Origin of the sequence: Rhizobium deserti (genome assembly GCF_004358025.1) — a bacterium.
GTDB classification, from domain to species: Bacteria; Pseudomonadota; Alphaproteobacteria; order Rhizobiales; family Rhizobiaceae; genus Neorhizobium; species Neorhizobium deserti.
Map to the genome: position 1 here is coordinate 866,169 of NZ_SMTL01000001.1, position 16,597 is coordinate 882,765.

The 16,597-nt window shown below is 60.3% G+C and carries 18 protein-coding genes; 3 read left to right on the plus strand and 15 right to left on the minus strand.

The features are described 5' to 3' along the window. Nucleotides 1–256 precede the first annotated feature (256 nt). The 9 genes from ftsH to ybgC all read right to left on the minus strand — a co-directional run bounded on the left by ftsH (nt 257) and on the right by ybgC (nt 10,050). Nucleotides 257–2,194, minus strand: a complete 1,938-nt coding sequence (ftsH, locus tag E2F50_RS04175; RefSeq protein WP_133314773.1) for an ATP-dependent zinc metalloprotease FtsH — start codon at nt 2,192–2,194, stop codon at nt 257–259. A 102-nt stretch (nt 2,195–2,296) separates the two neighbouring features. Beyond that, nucleotides 2,297–3,640 carry a tRNA lysidine(34) synthetase TilS gene (gene tilS, locus E2F50_RS04180; protein WP_161973982.1) on the minus strand — a complete coding sequence of 448 codons (1,344 nt, stop codon included), beginning with the start codon at nt 3,638–3,640 and terminating at the stop codon, nt 2,297–2,299. Between the two features lie 17 nt (nt 3,641–3,657). After that, the gene (gene ybgF, locus E2F50_RS04185; protein WP_133314775.1) at nt 3,658–4,683 is read right to left on the minus strand and encodes a tol-pal system protein YbgF; all 1,026 of its coding nucleotides are present in this window, start codon (nt 4,681–4,683) and stop codon (nt 3,658–3,660) included. Nucleotides 4,684–4,857: 174 nt separating this feature from the next. Then, complete coding sequence (pal, locus tag E2F50_RS04190; RefSeq protein ID WP_133314776.1) at nt 4,858–5,391, minus strand: peptidoglycan-associated lipoprotein Pal; 534 nt, start codon at nt 5,389–5,391, stop codon at nt 4,858–4,860. A 181-nt stretch (nt 5,392–5,572) separates the two neighbouring features. After that, a complete protein-coding gene (tolB, locus tag E2F50_RS04195) occupies nt 5,573–6,877 on the minus strand; it encodes a Tol-Pal system beta propeller repeat protein TolB (protein WP_133314777.1) in 1,305 nt (434 codons plus the stop codon). Between the two features lie 32 nt (nt 6,878–6,909). Next, on the minus strand, nt 6,910–8,133 hold the full coding sequence (locus tag E2F50_RS04200; RefSeq protein WP_133314778.1) for a TonB C-terminal domain-containing protein: 1,224 nt from the start codon (nt 8,131–8,133) through the stop codon (nt 6,910–6,912). Nucleotides 8,134–8,143: 10 nt separating this feature from the next. Beyond that, nucleotides 8,144–8,599 (minus strand): protein TolR, encoded by a 456-nt coding sequence (gene tolR / locus E2F50_RS04205; RefSeq protein ID WP_133314779.1) that lies wholly within the window; start codon nt 8,597–8,599, stop codon nt 8,144–8,146. A gap of 27 nt (nt 8,600–8,626) precedes the next feature. Then, nucleotides 8,627–9,346, minus strand: a complete 720-nt coding sequence (gene tolQ, locus E2F50_RS04210) for a protein TolQ (RefSeq protein WP_133314780.1) — start codon at nt 9,344–9,346, stop codon at nt 8,627–8,629. A 254-nt stretch (nt 9,347–9,600) separates the two neighbouring features. Continuing rightward, the gene (gene ybgC, locus E2F50_RS04215) at nt 9,601–10,050 is read right to left on the minus strand and encodes a tol-pal system-associated acyl-CoA thioesterase (protein ID WP_133314781.1); all 450 of its coding nucleotides are present in this window, start codon (nt 10,048–10,050) and stop codon (nt 9,601–9,603) included. A gap of 124 nt (nt 10,051–10,174) precedes the next feature. Here ybgC and E2F50_RS04220 point away from each other — a divergent pair, with 124 nt between their 5' ends. The 3 genes from E2F50_RS04220 to E2F50_RS04230 are packed head-to-tail and all read left to right on the plus strand — an operon-like array spanning nt 10,175 to nt 13,104. Next, entirely contained in the window at nt 10,175–11,395 is a 1,221-nt protein-coding gene (locus E2F50_RS04220) for an NAD-dependent epimerase/dehydratase family protein (protein WP_133314782.1), read from the plus strand. 12 nt (nt 11,396–11,407) lie between these two features. Beyond that, a complete protein-coding gene (locus E2F50_RS04225) occupies nt 11,408–12,217 on the plus strand; it encodes a glycosyltransferase (RefSeq protein ID WP_133314783.1) in 810 nt (269 codons plus the stop codon). After that, the gene (locus tag E2F50_RS04230) at nt 12,217–13,104 is read left to right on the plus strand and encodes an NAD-dependent epimerase/dehydratase family protein (RefSeq protein WP_133315233.1); all 888 of its coding nucleotides are present in this window, start codon (nt 12,217–12,219) and stop codon (nt 13,102–13,104) included. The genes E2F50_RS04225 and E2F50_RS04230 overlap by 1 nt, the downstream gene beginning before the upstream one ends. Here E2F50_RS04230 and E2F50_RS04235 read toward each other — a convergent pair. The 6 genes from E2F50_RS04235 to ruvC form a co-directional block, all read right to left on the minus strand. Next, nucleotides 13,088–13,453: a hypothetical protein gene (locus E2F50_RS04235; RefSeq protein ID WP_133314784.1), complete on the minus strand. Its 366-nt coding sequence runs from the start codon at nt 13,451–13,453 to the stop codon at nt 13,088–13,090. The genes E2F50_RS04230 and E2F50_RS04235 overlap by 17 nt on opposite strands. After that, nucleotides 13,446–13,667 (minus strand): hypervirulence associated TUDOR domain-containing protein, encoded by a 222-nt coding sequence (locus E2F50_RS04240; RefSeq protein WP_133314785.1) that lies wholly within the window; start codon nt 13,665–13,667, stop codon nt 13,446–13,448. The genes E2F50_RS04235 and E2F50_RS04240 overlap by 8 nt, the downstream gene beginning before the upstream one ends. 55 nt (nt 13,668–13,722) lie before the next feature. Next, nucleotides 13,723–14,250 carry an NUDIX hydrolase gene (locus E2F50_RS04245; RefSeq protein ID WP_133314786.1) on the minus strand — a complete coding sequence of 176 codons (528 nt, stop codon included), beginning with the start codon at nt 14,248–14,250 and terminating at the stop codon, nt 13,723–13,725. Beyond that, the gene (gene ruvB, locus E2F50_RS04250) at nt 14,243–15,280 is read right to left on the minus strand and encodes a Holliday junction branch migration DNA helicase RuvB (RefSeq protein WP_133314787.1); all 1,038 of its coding nucleotides are present in this window, start codon (nt 15,278–15,280) and stop codon (nt 14,243–14,245) included. Before ruvB ends, E2F50_RS04245 begins: the two co-directional genes overlap by 8 nt. A gap of 70 nt (nt 15,281–15,350) precedes the next feature. After that, nucleotides 15,351–15,968, minus strand: coding sequence for a Holliday junction branch migration protein RuvA (gene ruvA, locus E2F50_RS04255; RefSeq protein WP_133314788.1), 618 nt, complete (start codon nt 15,966–15,968; stop codon nt 15,351–15,353). 55 nt (nt 15,969–16,023) lie between these two features. Next, a complete protein-coding gene (gene ruvC, locus E2F50_RS04260) occupies nt 16,024–16,533 on the minus strand; it encodes a crossover junction endodeoxyribonuclease RuvC (protein ID WP_133314789.1) in 510 nt (169 codons plus the stop codon). Between the last annotated feature and the right edge of the window lie 64 nt (nt 16,534–16,597).

Genomic DNA, 16,597 nt, shown 5'->3' on the forward strand with positions numbered 1-16,597 from the left:
ATGCTCCTTCGTCATCGCGCTCTTAAGCGCGGTCCTCGCAGGGATAGAACCCACGGTCATCATCCTGGCCAAGCTGGGATGCTCGAGCCATCATGCTTGGCTCATGCCATAGTTCGCATGAACAGGCATATAAATTAGCATCAAAAACGATTATATCCCGTTACCATGAGCCCGAGGCTTGTGGCCCTTGCGTCAGGATAAACGAAAGCCGCCGCGGAGAACTCCGCGGCGGCTTTCGTTGTTTCTTCGTTCGCCGTCAGTGCGGCTGAGGCTCAAGACCGCCTTCGGTCTCTCCACCCTTGGGCTCGTCCTTCTTCGATCCCGCACTCGGCACGGCAGAGCCGCGCGCCGTCGGGGAATCATCACCGGTATCACGCGAAGGCTTCTGGCCCTTGATCAAGCCCTTGATTTCCTCGCCGGAAAGCGTCTCATATTCGAGAAGGCCTTCTGCAATGGCGACGAACTCATCGTGATGATCGGTCAGGATCCGACGCGCTTCCGTGTAGGCTTCGTCGATCAGGCGACGGACTTCCGTATCGATCTTCTGGGCAGTCGATTCCGACACGTTCTTCGATTGCGAAACGGAATGACCGAGGAAGACTTCCTGCTGGTTCTCGCCGTAGGCAACCTGGCCAAGCACATCGGAGAAGCCCCATTGGGTAACCATGGCCCGGGCAAGCTTGGTGGCCTGCTCGATATCCGAAGACGCACCTGAGGTGATGTTTTCCTTGCCGAAGGTGAGTTCCTCCGCGACGCGGCCACCCATCATGATGACCAGGCGCGACACCATCCACTTGTAGCTCATCGAGTAGCGGTCGCCTTCCGGCAATTGCATGACCATGCCCAGCGCGCGACCGCGCGGAATGATCGTCGCCTTGTGCAGCGGATCGGCCACCGGAACTCTCAACGCGGTCATCGCATGACCGGCTTCGTGATAGGCGGTGAGCTTCTTTTCGGCTTCGGTCATGGCGGACGAGCGGCGCTCGGCACCCATCATGATCTTGTCCTTGGCGTCTTCGAACTCGCTCATGGTGACGAGGCGCTTGTTGCGGCGGGCGGCCATGAGGGCGGCTTCGTTAACGAGGTTCATCAGGTCCGCACCGGAAAAACCCGGTGTACCGCGCGCCAGAACCTTCAGGTCGACATTCGGCGCCAGCGGAACATTGCGGGCATGGACCTTGAGGATGCGTTCGCGGCCGACGATGTCCGGGTTTGGCACCACGACCTGGCGGTCGAAACGGCCGGGACGCAGCAGCGCCGGGTCGAGAACGTCAGGGCGGTTGGTTGCAGCAATCAGGATGACGCCTTCGTTGGCCTCGAAGCCGTCCATCTCGACCAGCAGCTGGTTGAGCGTCTGTTCGCGCTCATCATTGCCACCGCCAAGGCCGGCGCCACGATGGCGGCCGACGGCGTCGATTTCGTCGATGAAGATGATGCAAGGCGCATTCTTCTTGGCCTGCTCGAACATGTCGCGGACGCGGCTTGCACCGACGCCGACGAACATTTCCACGAAATCAGAACCGGAAATGGTGAAGAACGGCACATTGGCTTCGCCGGCAACCGAACGAGCCAGCAAGGTCTTACCCGTACCGGGAGGTCCGACGAGCAGCACGCCGCGCGGGATGCGGCCGCCGAGGCGCTGGAACTTTTGCGGGTCGCGCAGGAATTCGACGATTTCCTCGAGATCCTGCTTGGCTTCATCCACGCCTGCCACGTCGTCGAAGGTGACACGACCATGCGCCTCCGTCAGAAGCTTGGCCTTGGACTTGCCAAAGCCCATCGCGCCGCCTCGACCTCCACCCTGCATCTGCCGCATGAAGAACAGCCAGACGCCGAGGATGAGCAGCATGGGCAGAAGCGTGCCGAGATAGCTCAGGAAGCCGGACGAGCCATCAGTTTCCGGGCGAGCGACAATGGTGACGTTCTTGGACTGCAGCCTGTCCATCAGCGTATCGTCGATAACAGGCGAATAAGTCTGGAATCCAGAACCATTCTCGGCATAGGTGCCGAGCACCCTGTTGCCCGTGACGACGACATCACGCACCCGTCCCGAATCCACATCATGCAGGAACTGCGAATATGGAATCTCGCGCGAACTGGTCTGCGTCGGTGCCGTCTGGAACATGCTGAACAAAGCGATCAGCAGCAGGGCTATAATGGCCCAGAGGGCAAAATTACGAAAGTTTGGGTTCATCGAACTCCCCGGACTGTGACGGCCAGCCCATGGCGGCCGCCTTGCTTGTTGCCTAACATAGGGTTGCGGCATGGCCTTGCCAAGGCGAACCGGGACTGCCCCCTAGCTTTTCCGCACGGAAAGCTTAATTGGCAGCGGCGGATAAAGGTGGCCTTCGCAGAAAACCGCCAGTTGGCGCGCGAGATCGAGATCAAACTGCGAAAGAAAGCGATCGAAAGGTGCGACCACCGGGTAAAAGCGGATGTTCGCTACATTCTCCGCAGCACGCGTCAGGATCAAAGGCATGACCGTCATAGCCCGCATTGCAATCGACAACGGAACGTCAGCAAAAAGGGCCTGTGCCTTTTCACGCTCCGGCGGCGTAGGGCCGATGACGACCTCCTGGTCGCTGCCGTTCACGACACGGTAGCGTCCATCCCAAAGACCTTCGGTGCCCGGCGCCACATGAGCAGGCGCCAGGCCCCGGCATTCACGCTGGAGGTAGATCCCCTCGCGGCGGCGGTCAAAGATCACCCGACCGACCGTGACGCGTCCCGGCACTGCGTCATCGACGACAGACACAATTCGATCCATGGATTCCGTGCCCGGCGCATGGGCCCGCCCCCCGAGGAAGCTGGCAAGAGTTGCCAGCGCATGGCGTCGCACGTCCGGCTCGCCTTGAAGCGCCGCCGCCGGCAAATATGCCAGAACACAATGTTGAAGCGTCAGATGGTCGCGCAGCAGCTGCGCGGCTTGGCCGGACAGCCTTGTGCGCCTTTCCGCAACGCGCGCGATATCCGCAGGTTCGACACCTGCCTCCTGCCGACCACCCTGCCGCACGCGGATGCGCTCGTAATGCGTGTCAAGATTGCTGGGATCGTCGATCCAAGCCATACCCTTTGCTGAGAGTGCGGCCCGAATGTCGGCCCGTTGAGTAGCGAGAAAGGGGCGCAACAGCCAGCGCCGCCTGTCGAGCAGAACGGCCTCTGCCATGCCCGCAAGACCGAGATTTTCGTCTCCATCCCGGCGTGCGGCGCGCATCGCCACCGTTTCGCGCTGGTCGTCCCATGTGTGGCCGGTGACGATTGCCGTTGCGCCGACCTCATCAGCCATCTCCATCAGCAACCGGTAGCGCGCCTCCCGCGCAGCCGCCGAAACCCCGGTCGCGGGCTTGCTGCCCTCCCAGCGACGGACAAGATGCGGCACATTCAAGCTGCGGCAGAGTTCCGCTACGGCCCGAGCCTCCTGCGCGCTTTCCGGCCGCAAGCCGTGATCAACCGTTGCTGCAAACAAGCTGATATTGCCGCCTGATTCACCACGGTGACAATCAAGAAGGACGCTGAGGAGGCCGGAGGAATCGCTTCCCCCGGAAATCGCGATCAGCAGGCGCGCCGGCCGCTGGAGCCTGTTCAGAAAATCGCGGGCCGCATCGTGCGGCGACAGAAAAGAGGAAGCAGCAGCGGACACCACGACAGTGCGACGGTTCAGCAGGCGAGACGTTTCTGCTCACTGCCGACCTTTGCCAGCACGGCCTTCGGCGCGTTGGGATAGCGCTTCGGCACTTCCCGGAGCGTCACACAGGCAGTTTCGCGGTTATCAAGCGCGGCAAGCGACATGCCCAGTTTCAGAAGCATTTCCGGCGCCTTGGGAGACTTCCCATAAGTCTGATGTGCATTGAGGAAGGTCTTTGCCGAATCGGCATACTTGCCTTGCGAATATTGTGCCTCCCCCAGCCAGAAATTCGCATCTGCAGCTTTCCCGCTTTTCGGATAGGCGGCGATGTAGCCCGAGAATTCCTTCTCTGCCAGCGTATAGTCGCCGGAAAGAACGTGGTCATAGGCGATCTTGTAGGCGTCGTTTTCACTGCCGAGCGACGCCGTCTGCTGCGGGTCCTTGCCGTTGGCTGCCGGGCGGCCGACCTGCGGCGGAGCGGCAACGCCGGGCAGGCCCGCAGCATTCTTGGCATTCTCGTTGCGGCTCGCGCCGCGCGGATTGCCATTCTGATCGAAATCCATCGAACCGAGCGTCGTCGGTGGAGGCGCCGCCCGACCGCCGGCCGGGGCTTCGGCCCCATCACTGGACAGCGGCTCGTCGATGATCCGCGCGACATCGTCGGAAGAAGATACAGGTGGGGCTGCAGGCGTCGAAGGAGTGCGGTTAGCCGCCACGGCCGGTTTCCCGGCCGTGTCGTCCACTTCGGTTCTCTTCTTCTTTTCCAGGTCCTGGAAGCGGAATTCGTTATCTTCCTGCGTCTTGCGGAGTAGCTCCTGCATCTGCAGAATCTGATAACTCATTTCCTCGATACGGCCGTTGAGCTGCCGCATCTCTTCCTGAAGCTGCTGGATGCGAACGGCGTCGCTGCTTTGCGCAAGCACCACCGGCCGATCCTCGGTCGATTGCTGCTGCGTTACGCTTTGTTCGCCCTGGAAGAGTTTCGGCAGCGAAAAGGCGCCTGCGGGCCCGCCCGTTACCGCCAGCCCCAGCATTGCTGCCAAGACAATTTTCTTCATGTCGTCCGTCCTGCTTTTTGATTTGCGCCGAATTGGCGCGAAAAGAGATTTTTACAACTACGGTCAAAAAGCAACCAAGTCCTCCGCCAAAATCCCGTTAAACAGGGCTAAACTATGGAAAAAACAAAAAGGCGGCCAAAAGGCCGCCTTTTATTTCTCCAGCCATCAGGCTGATTACATTCCGGCGCCGCCCAGTACGGTCACTGCGCGACGGTTCTGCGACCAGCAGGAAATGTCATCGCAAACGGCAACCGGGCGTTCCTTGCCGTAGGAGATGGTCTTCATGCGGCTCGCAGGGATACCGCGGGAAGCCAGATATTCCTTGGTGGAGGCAGCACGGCGCGCACCGAGAGCAAGGTTGTATTCGCGGGTGCCGCGTTCGTCAGCATGGCCTTCGATCGTGATCGCGTATTTCGGATAGCGCTGCAGCCACTGAGCCTGACGGTCGAGCGTCTGCTGCGCATCGGCGCGAACCGAGGTCGAATCGGTGTCGAAGAAGATGCGGTCGCCGACATTGACCGTGAAGTCCTGCGTCGAGCCGGGCGTGGCCGAACCGGCGCCGTTGAGGCCAAGGTCGCCGGCACTGTTCGGCAGGTTCTTCTTGTTGGCGCAGCCGGCAAGAGCGAGGGCGAGCGTCAGCGCGATAACGGCAGGATTGCGAGCGAGTGTCTGCATGCGGCTCATCGCCGGGGTATCAATGCGGCTCATGGCCGGTCTCTCCTTGATCGATTGCTATCAGAGTTGCCAGACTCTAACCGAAGTCGGTTAACCATGATCAAACAGTTATGGTTAACAAAGTCTTCCGCTGTCCCTTAATTCGCCCTTTCTCAGCAGAATAGGGCGGGAAAGAGGCGACAACCGCTCCCTTTCCAATTGAAGCTTGCCGCCATTATTCGAGCAGTGGCGACCAGGCCGGGTCGGAGCCGTAAGCGGGCGTCTTGACTTGCAATTCGTTATAGCCGGTCAGGTCGATCGAATAAAGCTGCGGACCACCCGCGCCGGCATTCTGCCGGAAGAACATCAGCACGCGGCCGTTCGGCGCCCAGGTCGGGCCTTCATTGTGGAAGCCGGAGGTCAGGATGCGTTCGCCCGACCCGTCCGGCTTCATTACGCCGATCGAGAACTTGCCGCCGGACTGCTTGGTGAAGGCGATGAGGTCGCCGCGCGGAGACCAGACAGGCGTCGAATAGGATCCGTCACCGAAGGAAATCCGCTGCTGTCCGGAGCCGTCGGCGCCCATGACATAGATTTGCTGCTTGCCGCCGCGATCGCTTTCGAAGGCGATGCGGGCACCGTCAGGTGCATAGGAAGGCGCCGTGTCGATGGCCGCAGTCGAGGTAAGGCGGGTCGTGGTGCGCGACCGCAGATCCATGGTGTAGATATTCGCATTGCCTTCCTGCTGCAGGCTCATGATGACCTTCTGGCCATCCGGCGAGAAGCGCGGCGAGAAGGTCATGCCGGGAAAATTGCCCACCACTTCGCGCTGGCCGGTTTCCAGCTGCAGCAGGTAGACCCGCGGCTGATTGCCTTCGAAGGACATGTAGGTCACCTCCTGCCGGTTCGGCGAAAAGCGCGGCGTCAGCACAAGGTCCTTGCCGCTGGTCAGCGTGCGGACGTTGAAGCCGTCCTGGTCCATGATTGCAAGCTGGCGCTGGCGGGCGGTCTTCGGACCGCTTTCCGAAACGAACACGACGCGCGTATCGAAATAGCCCTTTTCGCCGGTGATCCGCTCATAGATCGCATCTGCGATGATATGGGCCAGACGGCGCCAGTTTTCGGGCTGGGTGAAGAACTGCTGGCCGGTCATCTGGCTGCCGGCATAAGTGTCCCAAAGCCGGAACTCGGCGCGCAGCCGGCCGTCGCCCTCGCGGCTGACACGGCCGACGACCAGCGCCTGGGCGTTGATCGCCTTCCAATCTTCGAACCGGGGTGCTTTGCTCGGGTCAGTGATCTTCTCAATGAATGCGGCCCTGTTGACCGGCGCAAACAGTCCAGAGCGCTGCAGGTCGGCAGCAACGACCTGCGAAATCTGCGCACCGAGTTCGTTGTTGGATACGAAATCCGTGATCGCGATCGGCAAGGGTTCAACATTGCCCTTGTTGATGTTGATTTCCACCAAAGCATGCGCCGGCGTCGAGAGTGCCGACACGCCGGCGCCCGCCATCATGAGGCCAAGGAAGGAACGTCTGTTCATGGTACTAAAGCCTTTCAGCTATGCTTCATCTACTAGAGCCCAAGCTCGCTGGGGTCGAAATTGACGACGACTTCGCTCCAAGAGTCATATTTGTCGGCAGGCAGGTTCTTGAACGGAGACGAACGCAGCACTGCGCGACGGGCACTGGATTCCATTGTTCTGCGCGCCATGTCGGAACCGCCGCTGGACGAGACCTCGGGCTCACCGACGATGGTCCCGGACTGGTCGAGCCTGATCTTGACGCGAATGATCATGCCTTCCAGGCCTTCGATGCCGGCAATGGTCGACCAGTTGTTCTGGATCTGCCCGCGCAACGCATCCATCTCGCTCAGGCTGAGCTTGTTGCCGGTGGAAGGCTTGGTGCTGCCCGTCGACGCAGGCGTTGAGGAACGCTTCGCGCCACCGCCGGATGCTTCCTGCTTGTTGAGAAGCGCCGCGATCTGATCGGCATTAAAGTCGCTCTTCTGCGAAGAGGATGATTTCGCCGTCTCCTGTTTCTTGCCGTCCTTCTTGTCGGTCGGCTTTGCGGATTCGGTGGCTTTGGTATCGGCCTTGGCGACTTCCGTCGGCTTCGTTTCGGGCTTCTTCTCTACAGGCTTCTCAGCCGGCTTTTCGACCGGCTTGGCTTCTTCCTTCGGAGGCTCTGGCTTCGGGGGCTGCGGCTTGGCAGTCGGTACGGGCGGCGTATCCGGCAGTTCTCCCGTTTCAGACTTGTTCTCTGCCTGGACAGGCGCAGGCGTCGGCTTGGCCGCTTCCGGCTTGGGTGGCGTAGGCTCTGGCTTGGGCGGGGTCGGCTCCGGCTTCGGTGGGGTCGGCTCGGGCTTGGGCTGCGGCAAGGCTGCCACTTCGGCCGGCTTCGGCGCCGTTTCCTCCGGCGCGATTTCCTTGACGTCGTTCTGTTCCGGCGTCGGCGTGGGTGTCGGCCGCTCGACGGGCTTGGGCGCTGCCGCGGCTTCCGTCTGCGTCGGCTTCTTGGACGGGGTCGGCGGCGTCTTCAGGTCGATGTCGTTCTCACCGGCATTTTCGGCGCTCTCGATGACCTTCTGGTTCTTGGTCTCCTTGGCAGACGGCTTGTCCTTCATCGGAGCCTTCTTGTCGCCCTGCTGCATCTGCGTGACGGATTCGATCGGAACGATATCGACCGGAAAAGCCTCGACGTCGGCAACAGTCATTGGTGCGGGAGCGCTCAACGATATGAGCGCCCAGCTGAGCACCAGCGTGTGCAGGACCAGCGATGTGCCGAGACTACCTTTCATGGCGCCGGGATCACTTCTCCTGTTCCTGCAGCGTCACAAGACCGATGTTCTTGTAACCAGCAGAAGAAATACGGGCCATGACCTTCATGACGACGCCATAGGCGGCGGCGGTATCGCCGCGCACATAGATGCGCTCACTATAGCCGGTGGTGGCGATGGCCTGCAGCTTGGGCAGGATCTCATCGATGGCAATGGGAGTTTCCTGCAGGAAGATCTCACCGTTCGTGTTGACGGACACGGTGATCGGCTGGGTATCGGAGTTCATCGCCTTGGCCTGCGTTTCCGGCAGGTCGATCGGCACGCCGACCGTCATCATCGGTGCGGCCACCATGAAGATGATCAGCAGCACGAGCATCACGTCGACAAGCGGCGTCACGTTGATTTCGCTGATCGCACCGCCACGACGCCCGCCGCGCCTGCGACGACCGCCACCCGATGCCTTGGCTCCTCCGGCTGACATACCCATGATACGTGCTCCTTGGCGCTTGCAGGATTATTGTGCTGCCTGCCGCGGCTGCAATTTTTCGTCGATCTGACGCGACAGGATGGCCGAAAATTCGTCTGCGAAGCCTTCCATGCGAGCCGAAAGCTTGCCGGCATCACCCATGAACTTGTTATAGGCGATAACCGCCGGAATAGCCGCAACGAGACCGATCGCCGTTGCCAAAAGGGCTTCCGCGATACCCGGAGCGACGACGGCAAGATTGGTCGACTTGGAACCGGCGATGGCCTGGAACGAGGTCATGATGCCGACGACCGTGCCGAAGAGACCGATAAAGGGACCGGCCGAACCGATGGTTGCCAGCGAACCCAGTCGCGCCTCGAAGCCTTCGCTCTCACGCGCCATGGTCACGTCCATGGCCCGGTCGATACGCATCTGCAGGCCGATCGGCGAGCGGGCGCCGCGTTCGAAGCTCTTCTTCCATTCGCGCATGGCTGCAACGAAAATAGCCGCCGTCCCGGTGTTCTGACGTTCTGCTAGCGTTCGGTAAAGTTCTTCGAGAGATTGCCCGGACCAGAAGACCTGCTCGAACTGATCGAACTGCCGGCGGGCCTTGGCGAAGTTGACGTATTTGTCGACAACGATCGCCCAGGTCCAGACGGATGCCCCGAGGAGCCCGATCATGACCAGCTTTACAACCAGTCCCGCCTGCATGAACAGCGACCATAGACTGACATCATGCGCCGCAGCTTCCAAAGCTACCTGTTCCATCTATCCACTATCCCCGAATCCAAACGCCCGGCTTCAAGGACCGGGCGGGTTCAAAAGCGCGCTCTCGCGAGAATGCCGATTATATCGCTGGATGCGCTCTTCGCCCTATGCGCACTGAGCTTTCAGCTTGGCTTCTCGCTTTCAAATTTGGTCAAAGGAAGGCGTGCGCTGCACAAATTCCCGATGCCGCAGTAAGACATCATTATCGTTAAGAATGTGTTACCTGCGCAGGCTGCGGATCTACTTCATGGCGATCAAGAAGAAGATCCGAGAAACTTCTCCGCAAGGGTTTGCGGCAGCCGCCGGGGTCGCCCATGCTTGTTGACGACGGCAATCACCACCCTCGCGGCTATCAATAATGCGTCTCCGCGACGGACCTCCTGGGTCAGCACTATCTTGGCGCCTCCGGCTTTCTCGGTGGCTGTCTCGATGGTGAGGATATCGTCCATGCGCGCGGGCTGCTTGAAATCGATCTCCATGCGATGAACGACGAAGACCAGCCCTTCCTCGTCGGCCGAAAGCAGCGCGCTTTGCTCGCAACCGAGGCAGCGAAGATAATCGGTTCGGCCGCGCTCGAGGAAGTGAAGATACCTTGCATGATAGACGAGACCGGAGAAGTCCGTGTCTTCATAATAAACACGCTGCACCAGCCGATGCCCGGCCTCCGTCAGCTCCCCCGACAAAAGAAAGTTATGATCGCTCATCCGCCTGCCTTGAGAATTTTCGTCTTCGACCACTGGATAAACGCGAATTGCTGACCCAGCTTCGAAGAAGCGTCACACTTTCTCCCTAACAGGAAAAAACCCGAACACCAGCGGAGAGTCATCAATGAAGATCGCAGTTCTGGGCGGCGACGGTTTTGTCGGCTGGCCGACCTCGCTCCACCTGTCGGAGGCAGGCCACGACGTCCATATCCTCGACAATCTTTCGAGGCGCTGGATCGATACGGAACTCGGCGTTCAGTCCCTGACGCCCATGGACAGCATCCAGGAGCGCACCCGCATCTGGCACGCCGAGACTGGCCGGCGTGTCCACTTCAACCTGATCGACCTTGCCAAGGATTATGAGCTCCTGAAGGGTTGGCTCGCCAAGAACCGCCCCGACGCCATCATTCACTTCGCCGAACAGCGGGCAGCGCCCTATTCGATGAAAAGCGACCGGCACAAGAACTACACGGTCAACAACAACGTCAATGCGACCCACAACCTCCTCAACGCCCTGGTCGAGCTCGATCTGGATGCGCACCTCGTGCACCTGGGAACCATGGGCGTCTACGGCTATTCGACGGTCGGGGCAGCCATTCCGGAGGGATATTTGCCGGTCGGTATTGAGACGGTCGACGGTCGCAGCGTGTCTCAGGAAATCCTCTATCCCAGCAATCCCGGCTCCATCTACCACATGACAAAGTGCCTGGATCAGCAGCTTTTCCAGTTCTATGCCAAGAACGACGGGCTGCGCATCACCGATCTGCATCAGGGCATTGTCTGGGGCACCCATACGCAACAGACCCGCCGCCATGAACAGTTGATCAACCGCTTCGACTATGACGGCGACTACGGCACTGTCCTTAATCGCTTCCTCATTCAGGCTGCAATCGGCCACCCTCTGACGGTGCATGGCACCGGCGGCCAGACGCGTGCCTTCATCCATATCCAGGATTCGGTTCGCTGCATCGAGATCGCCCTGAACAATCCTCCGGCCCGCGGCAGCCGCGTCGAGATCTTCAACCAGATGACTGAAACCCATCGGATACGCGACCTTGCAGAGATCGTGTCGAAGATGAGCGGCGCGCAGATTGCCTGGCTGCCCAATCCGCGCAAGGAAGCGCCGGAAAACGACCTGATCGTCCGCAACGAGAAGTTTCTGGGCCTCGGCCTTGAACCGACGACCCTAGGCGAAGGCCTTTTGTCTGAAATCGTCGATGTCGCCCGAAAATATGCCTATCGCGTCGACCGTTCGCGGGTGCCGGCGGTCTCTGCCTGGACCAAGGACATTGCCGCCAAGGTGGAGCATGATCCGGAAGGCAAGCGGCTGAAATCAGTGTCCTGAGGCAGCCTGACCATGGCCAATGCCTTCGTCACCCTCGTGACCAATGCGGACTACACGATGGGCGCGATGGCGCTCGCCCGATCCATCCAGCGGACCGGAACGCATGCCGACATCGTCGTGCTGCATACCGGAGGCGTCTCGCAAGACGACCTCTTGCCTCTGCAGTCACTCGGGTGCCGGATGGTGGCTGTCGAACATCTACCATTATCCGACGCCTTCAATGAGCGGCATGCGCGCCGAAACCTTCACGGAGCAGCGCCTTTCACCAAAGGGCGCAAGCCCAATTTCCACACGCCTCTCGACAATTTCTGCAAACTGCGCCTTTGGCAGCTCACAGATTACCAGACCTGCGTCTTTATCGACGCGGATGCTCTGGTCCTGAAGAACGTTGACAAGCTTTTCGATTATCCGGAGTTTTCCGCCGCGCCAAACCTTTACGAGAGCCTGGCCGATTTCCGCCGGCTGAATTCGGGCGTCTTCGTCGCCAAGCCTTCGCTGGCGACTTTCGAGGCCATGCTTGTCGCTCTAGACCAGCCAGATGCCTTCTGGCGGCGCACCGACCAAACATTTTTGGAAGCCTTTTTCCCCGACTGGCACGGTCTGCCTGTCTTCATGAACATGCTGCAGTATGTCTGGTTCAACATGCCGGGGCTGTGGGACTGGCGCAGCATCGGCATTCTCCACTATCAGTATGAGAAGCCATGGGAGACGGATCACCCCCGATCGAACGAGCTGAAGCCGTTGATTGATCTCTGGCACGCTTTCCACGACGGAAGGGTAATTGACATCCGTTCGCTTCCGCCGCCCGCCGGAGCCGCATGATGAGGGTGCTGGTGTCGGGCGGAACCGGCTTTGTCGGTCGCTATATTGTGGAGGGGCTGCTGACGGCCGGGTACCAGGTCGTGATCGGCGGCCGAAGGCCGCCTGCCCCTGATCTGTTCGACCGGCCCGTCGGCTTCGTGCCGCTATTTCTGGATCCGGACCTGGATCAAAGCCATGCCTTCGAAACCGTGAAATTCTTTGTCCATGCGGCGTTCGATCATGTTCCCGGCCGATATCGCGGTGGAGAAGGCACTGACCCGCAGCAGTTCCGCCGCCTTAATCTTGATGGCACCGTCCGCCTCTTCGAAACGGCCAAGAGAGCAGGCGTGCAACGGGCTGTCTTCCTGTCCAGCCGCGCCGTTTATGATGGCCTGCCCCTCGGCACGAAGCTCAGCGAGGATCTCCGGCTTTGCCCCAACAGCCTTTACGGCGAGATCAAGCTGGGCGCGGAGCAGGAGATCGCCGCCCTGTCGGAACCGCGCTTCATTACCGCCAGCCTCAGGGCCACTGGCATTTATGGCGATCTGCAGCCCAACAAATGGGACGAGCTCTTGTCCGACTTCCTGTCCGGCAAGCCCGTTCTGTCGCGCGCTGGAACTGAGGTCCATGGACGCGATCTCGCGGCGGCGGTGCGGCTGATGCTGGAAAGCGACGGGCAAGAGATTGGCGGCCAAAGCTTCAACTTGTCGGATGTCACCACCGACACCCGCGAAATCCTGCAGCATCTGCACCATCCGGAGGGCCTCCTGCCGCCTGTGGCAGACCGGCAGTCGATCAACGTCATGCCGGTGGACAAGATACGAGGCCTTGGATGGCAACCGGGCGGACAGCCGCTGCTCGCGAGAACCGTCGAAAACTTGGGCCGTAAGCTCAGTGCTGCTGTCTGAACCGTTTCATCCTGACCTCTTCCTTGGTCTTTTCCATGGCCTTCTTGTGCTCTTCGGCCCATTTCTGGCCCGCGTCGCCACCCCACAAAAGCCAGGCGATATAGCCAGCAGATGGGTTTTCGTCGTTGCCGAAGTTTTCCGCACGCTTGTCGACGCTATGGCGTGCGAAATAGCTGACCATGCGCTTGACCGTCTTGTCCGACAGAATTTTCTGATGCTTCAGGTCGCGGGCTCGTGCTATGCCGATCGTGGTGCCGCCGCGGCGAAACTTGGCCCGCAGTTCCAGGCCTTTCTCGGCAGCCGCCGCCACTTCAGCCGGCGGCCGTTCCTCGGGATGTCCATCAGCCATGGGTCTTCTTCAGCTCCGACTGGCTCTTCAGAACCCGATCACCATCTTCCTGCTTGATCAGGAAGGCTGGCTCTTCCTTGTCTGCCTTACGCTTGACGGTCTTGCCTTTGATCTTGCGCTCGACATCGCTGGTGAATTTCTCGGCGACCTTGCCCTCGGCTTTGGACCGTCCCCACTTCCACTCGACGTCATTTCCGACATTGATTTTCTGCATCACGCTCTCCTTTGTTTGCAGAAGAACTGAGAGAAGCCGCTCGATGTTCCGAAATTCAGGATTTCAAATCCAGGTCGCCGTCCCGCCAGATCACATGCCGGGGCGTTGACGGAAGATCCTCAATCGCTTCTGCGATGAAATAAGGCGGGATATCCAGCGTCTTCAAAGCCGGCTTCGTCGCCCTCGCCCACTTGAACTCCAGTTCATGCCCATCCTGCACCCGGTGCACGATATCGCTTATATGAAATGGGAAGCGCTCAGGGAGGTTCATCAGGTAGTAGAGACCGAATTCGTGGAAATCCTGGCCTTCGTAATGGAAGAAGTTTTCGACCGACCAGAGCAAGCGCTCGACCGTCACCTCGACCCCCAGCTCTTCCATCATCTCCCGCTTCAGCGTTTCGGCTGACGTTTCTCCGACTTCTGCTCGACCGCCCGGAAAGGTCCAGAAGGGCTCATGCACCGCGCGGTGGACGAGAACATGGCCCTCGCGAAATGCCAGACCCGCTATCCGCATCTGGAAGATGCGTTTCCGCTTGAACTTGATACGAATACGGAGGTCTGGGGCCTTGCCGTCTTCACTCATCGTCCAGGTTCATCCGGAATTGCGCCGCTTCCAAATCCTTGGGCGGCTGCAGCCCGAGATGCTTCCAGGCATTTGCCGTCAAAACCCGCCCACGCGGCGTCCGCTGGATGAAGCCCTGCTGGATCATATAGGGCTCGATAATATCTTCGATGGCGTCGCGTGGCTCAGACAAGCCCGCGGCAATGGTCTCGATACCGACAGGCCCGCCGCCGAAGTTCACGGCGATCATGTTGAGGTAGCGCTTGTCGAGCTGATCGAGGCCCATGTTGTCGACCAGAAGCCTCGTCAGAGCTTCGTCGGCGATTTCCTTGGTGACGGCTTCCGCACGCGCCACCTCTGCAAAATCACGAACACGCCGCAGGAGGCGGCCGGCAATGCGAGGCGTTCCACGTGCGCGGCGGGCAATTTCCCTTGCGCCATTGTCTGTCATCGGCAGGTTCATCAGCCGCGCCCCGCGCCGCACGATAAGTTCCAGCTCCTCCACCGTGTAGAAGGCCAAGCGCACCGGAATGCCGAAACGATCCCGAAGCGGCGTTGTGAGGAGTCCCAGCCGTGTCGTCGCCGCCACCAGGGTGAATTTCGACAGGTCGATCTTCACGGAGCGGGCGGCCGGCCCTTCGCCGATGATCAGATCGAGCTGGAAATCCTCCATGGCTGGATACAGGATTTCCTCGACAGCTGGATTGAGCCGATGAATCTCGTCGATGAACAGCACGTCGCGGTCTTCGAGATTGGTCAAAAGGGCTGCAAGATCGCCCGCCTTGGCGATCACCGGCCCGGAGGTTGACCGGAAGTTGACCCCCAGTTCCTTGGCCATGATCTGCGCCAGCGTCGTCTTGCCAAGTCCAGGCGGCCCGACGAAAAGCACGTGATCGAGCGCCTCGCCGCGGTTCTTGGCAGCTTCAATGAAGACCTTCAGATTGGCGCGCGCCTCCGCCTGGCCGGTGAACTCGTCCAGCGACTGCGGGCGCAGCGTTACATCCAGGTCTTCGCCCCGCTTTTCCGGCGTGATCAGGCGGGAGTCAGTCATGGGGATATTTCCATTATGATTTTCGGCCCATCAATACACCAAGACGTGCGTCTTGCCATCCGCTGCAGGACTATCGCGCCAGCTCCTTCAGGCCGAGCCGGATGAGCCTGGCACTGTCGGCGCCTTCGCCTGCCGTCTTCATTGCGGCGGCAACGGCATTGGCGGCCTGATCACGGGAATAGCCGAGATTGGTAAGCGCCGACACGGCATCGGCAACCGGTGCGGCCGCTACGCCCTCGCCCAGTTCCTGCTTGAGGCCGATCGTGGCCGATGCCTCGCCGGCAAAAGCCGGAGCCTTGTTCTTAAGCTCGGTGACAATCCTGACGGCTACTTTCGGGCCTACCCCCGGCGCTCGCGACACGGCCGTCTTGTCTTGCAGGGCGATCGCGTTGGCAAGTTCGGAGGGTGTCAAGGTTGAGAGCACTGCCAGCGCCACCTTGGCGCCGACGCCCTGCACGCTCTGCAGCAGGTTGAACCATTCGCGCTCCAGAGCCGTCAGGAAGCCAAAAAGCTTGAACTGGTCTTCGCGCACATAGGTTTCGATAAAAAGCACGATCGCTTCGCCGACCGATCCCATCCTTGCCAGCACCCGTGAAGAACAGAAGACCTCGTAGCAGACGCCATGCACGTCAACGAGCACATAATCGTCGCCAATCTCGTCGATACTGCCTTTAAGCTTGCCGATCATGGAAAGGTCCGTCCGGAAAGTTGATCAAGATGAGTGTCAGCAGAGCGTCAGGCCATCAGCCGGCCAGTGCCTGCCGCATGCGCTGTCCGCCGCGATTATGAGCATGGCAAATGGCGATCGCCAAGGCGTCCGCGGCATCATTGCCCTTAAACTCGGCCTTGGGCATGAGGATCTTCAGCATCATGTGGATCTGCTGCTTCTCCCCGTGGCCGACGCCGATCACCGACTTCTTGACTGCATTTGGTGCATATTCGGCAACCGGCAGCCCGGCCCGGGCCGGCACCAGCATGACGACGCCGCGGGCCTGCCCCAGCTTCAAGGTGGCCACCGCATCCTTGTTGACGAAGGTTTGCTCCACCGCCGCCTCATCGGGCTGATAGGCATGCACCACGTCCGCAAGCCCGTCATGCAACTGGCAAAGGCGCGAAGCGAGGTCCATGTCGCCGTCGGAGGTCACGGTCCCCGATGCGACGAAGCGGAGACTGTTGCCCAGGGTCTCGATGATCCCCCACCCCGTGCGGCGAAGGCCGGGGTCGATCCCGATAATGCGAATCGTGTGTGTCATGTGCGTGATCTTAGCGTCCATAAGCATGGAGTGCCATGCAAATGTGAACAAACCAGAAACAGGT

Bases quoted from the DNA above. Each gene is read 5' to 3' on its own strand.
- ftsH (WP_133314773.1), bottom strand. From the start codon at position 2,194: ATGAACCCAAACTTTCGTAATTTTGCCCTCTGGGCCATTATAGCCCTG.
- ybgF (WP_133314775.1), bottom strand. From the start codon at position 4,683: ATGAAGAAAATTGTCTTGGCAGCAATGCTGGGGCTGGCGGTAACGGGC.
- pal (WP_133314776.1), bottom strand. From the start codon at position 5,391: ATGAGCCGCATTGATACCCCGGCGATGAGCCGCATGCAGACACTCGCT.
- tolB (WP_133314777.1), bottom strand. From the start codon at position 6,877: ATGAACAGACGTTCCTTCCTTGGCCTCATGATGGCGGGCGCCGGCGTG.
- E2F50_RS04200 (WP_133314778.1), bottom strand. From the start codon at position 8,133: ATGAAAGGTAGTCTCGGCACATCGCTGGTCCTGCACACGCTGGTGCTC.
- tolR (WP_133314779.1), bottom strand. From the start codon at position 8,599: ATGGGTATGTCAGCCGGAGGAGCCAAGGCATCGGGTGGCGGTCGTCGC.
- tolQ (WP_133314780.1), bottom strand. From the start codon at position 9,346: ATGGAACAGGTAGCTTTGGAAGCTGCGGCGCATGATGTCAGTCTATGG.
- ybgC (WP_133314781.1), bottom strand. From the start codon at position 10,050: ATGAGCGATCATAACTTTCTTTTGTCGGGGGAGCTGACGGAGGCCGGG.
- E2F50_RS04220 (WP_133314782.1), top strand. From the start codon at position 10,175: ATGAAGATCGCAGTTCTGGGCGGCGACGGTTTTGTCGGCTGGCCGACC.
- E2F50_RS04225 (WP_133314783.1), top strand. From the start codon at position 11,408: ATGGCCAATGCCTTCGTCACCCTCGTGACCAATGCGGACTACACGATG.
- E2F50_RS04230 (WP_133315233.1), top strand. From the start codon at position 12,217: ATGAGGGTGCTGGTGTCGGGCGGAACCGGCTTTGTCGGTCGCTATATT.
- E2F50_RS04235 (WP_133314784.1), bottom strand. From the start codon at position 13,453: ATGGCTGATGGACATCCCGAGGAACGGCCGCCGGCTGAAGTGGCGGCG.
- E2F50_RS04240 (WP_133314785.1), bottom strand. From the start codon at position 13,667: ATGCAGAAAATCAATGTCGGAAATGACGTCGAGTGGAAGTGGGGACGG.
- E2F50_RS04245 (WP_133314786.1), bottom strand. From the start codon at position 14,250: ATGAGTGAAGACGGCAAGGCCCCAGACCTCCGTATTCGTATCAAGTTC.
- ruvB (WP_133314787.1), bottom strand. From the start codon at position 15,280: ATGACTGACTCCCGCCTGATCACGCCGGAAAAGCGGGGCGAAGACCTG.
- ruvA (WP_133314788.1), bottom strand. From the start codon at position 15,968: ATGATCGGCAAGCTTAAAGGCAGTATCGACGAGATTGGCGACGATTAT.
- ruvC (WP_133314789.1), bottom strand. From the start codon at position 16,533: ATGACACACACGATTCGCATTATCGGGATCGACCCCGGCCTTCGCCGC.